Raw genomic sequence first — 503 nt, 5'->3', positions numbered from 1 at the left:
GTCCGCGGCCGACTGGTCGCCCGCTTTGCGCCCAACACCAAAATCCGGGTCCGTTCGCTGGAAGAGTTGCGCAACATGACGGCGCAGTCGATCGACCTGGCTGTCATGAATTCGGTGGCTCAGTACATGACAGGCCCCGAACTCGACGATGCCTTTGCAATCATCAAGCGGCTGCTGGCGCCTGGCGGCAAGCTGGTGGTCGGCGACATCCTGCAGCCCGATGTCGGCATGGCGACCGATGTCATGGCGCTGCTGAAGCTCGCCCGGGAGCACGGCTTTCTGTGGGATGCGTTCATTGGGCTTGTTCGCACGGCCCTCTCCGACTATCGCCAGTTGCGCACCAAGGTCGGCCTGCAGCGCTACAGCGAGGCGGAGATGCTGGCCAAGCTGACCGCGGCCGGTTTCCGTGCGTCGCGGGCGCCGGTCAATATCGGTCATAATTCGTCGCGCATGACCTTCGTCGCCCATCACGCATTCTGAGGCATCGGCTGGGGCAAACGGAC

At 63.6% G+C, this 503-nt stretch carries 1 protein-coding gene; it reads left to right on the top strand.

Annotation, left to right across the window (positions count from 1 at the left end; genetic code table 11):
- The coding region (locus AC1DU6_RS36010; RefSeq protein WP_477863478.1) for a class I SAM-dependent methyltransferase at positions 1-480 on the top strand (480 nt) is incomplete at its 5' end.
- Positions 481-503 lie beyond the last annotated feature (23 nt).

It is taken from the genome of Roseateles sp. P5_B10 (assembly GCF_056400485.1).
This window is presented reverse-complemented; position numbering and strand designations above follow the sequence as displayed.